Genomic DNA, 529 nt, shown 5'->3' on the forward strand with positions numbered 1-529 from the left:
GCAGCCTCATTGATCGGTACGCTGATCATTTATCTGATCGGCGTCAACTATACGTATCTCGCTTTTTCCACTTGGCTCAATACACCGATGTCATATTCAGCCGTTTGGAAAATGATGGCCTGGTTCTTCGTGAAAGACTTGGCATTCTCCGTTCTGCTCGCCGCGCTCGCCTCAAAGGTTTTCCGGGCGGTTCAAAAAGGCGCAGGCTTCAGAAGAAATCCGACTTTTTAATAAAGAGAGCCCGTGGTGCGGTTCTCATTTTATTTTAACAAACATAGAAAAAAATTCCCCTCGTTTTGAGGGGAATTTTTTTAAAGAACAATCGCCGCGATCCAGCCGAACAAAATCAGCGGAATATTATAGAAGATGAATGTCGGAACACAGGTGTCCCAAATGTGGTGGTGCTGTCCGTCTGCATTTAAGCCGGATGTCGGTCCAAGCGTGCTGTCGCTCGCAGGTGAACCGGCGTCTCCGAGAGCTGCGGCCGTCCCGATAATGGCGATTGTCGCCATCGGGCTGAAGCCAAGCT

The 529-nt window shown here is 49.3% G+C and carries 1 protein-coding gene and 1 pseudogene; one reads left to right on the forward strand and one right to left on the reverse strand.

Going from position 1 to position 529, the window contains the following annotated elements; translation table 11 throughout:
- Positions 1-231, forward strand: a pseudogene (locus ACWHAR_RS31605) (biotin transporter BioY); the annotation flags it as partial.
- Positions 232-311: 80 nt separating this feature from the next.
- On the opposite strand, the gene ACWHAR_RS31610 reads toward ACWHAR_RS31605, so the two are convergent.
- Positions 312-529, reverse strand: a 218-nt coding sequence (locus ACWHAR_RS31610; RefSeq protein WP_452088996.1) for a Na+/H+ antiporter NhaC family protein, incomplete at its 5' end; no start/stop codon positions are given.

The sequence above is a fragment of the Bacillus sp. LR--39 genome (assembly GCF_053613335.1).